Annotated in this window: 1 protein-coding gene; it reads right to left on the minus strand. The window is 66.5% G+C overall.

Features of this window, described 5'->3' with window-relative positions:
- A partial coding sequence (locus CO660_RS32420) for a prenyltransferase/squalene oxidase repeat-containing protein (protein ID WP_141504993.1) occupies positions 1–819 on the minus strand: 819 nt, incomplete at both ends.

Below are 819 nucleotides of genomic sequence, written 5' to 3' on the forward strand. Positions count from 1 at the left end.
GCACGACCCGGGTCGGGCAATACAATTCCTTGCCGATCCACAGCGGCGTTTGCGGCAATTCATGCGCCCCATGGCGAGCGAGCATCCACTCCAGCGCGTGCGCGACCGCCAGCGCGATGCGGGCGCGCCCTGTCGGCTCTTCGCGCCCATCCATCACGTGCAACGCGAACAGCGCATAGGCGGTTTCCTCAAATGTAGACGCGCGACCCGCGCCCCAGCCGCCGTCGTCGCGCTGCGCCTGCAACAGCGCCGCCAGCGCGCGCTCGTCGCGCCACTCGGGCGCGCCTTGCGCGAGCGCAGCGATTGCATGCGCGGTGGGATACAGCCACGAAACGTGCCATTTTTCATTGTCCCATAGACCGTCCGCGTTGCGATTGGCCTCAAGGTAAGCGCTGGTGCCGGCGGTGGGCTTTCCCAACAGTCTGAACGCATGCAGGGCGTGGATGTTGGTCGACACCGAGGCATTGCGCTCGCCGGGGAAGGTAACGAACAGCCCGCCGATTTCGAAGTGGCGCAACGCGTCGGCAGCCGGGTTGCGTCCTGCTAGGCGCAGGATGCACAACACAACAGCGGTGTCGTCCGCATCGGCCGCGAAGTGCAAGGCCGGACCCAGACCGCGCACGCCCAGACAGGCATCGAGCTGCGCGACGATCACGCGTACCGCCTCGGCGAGCGCGGGATGCGAAAACAACCCGGCCAGATGCAGAGTGTACAGCGACCAGCATGGCTCGAACACGTTGATCGGCCAGACGCTGGGAACGACACCTTCGATGCCGCTGCGCGCCGCGCGCGATGCGGCCTGAAGATACCTGTCGGCAC

The organism is Rhizobium sp. L9 (genome assembly GCF_002531885.1).
Lineage (GTDB): Bacteria > Pseudomonadota > Alphaproteobacteria > Rhizobiales > Rhizobiaceae > Rhizobium.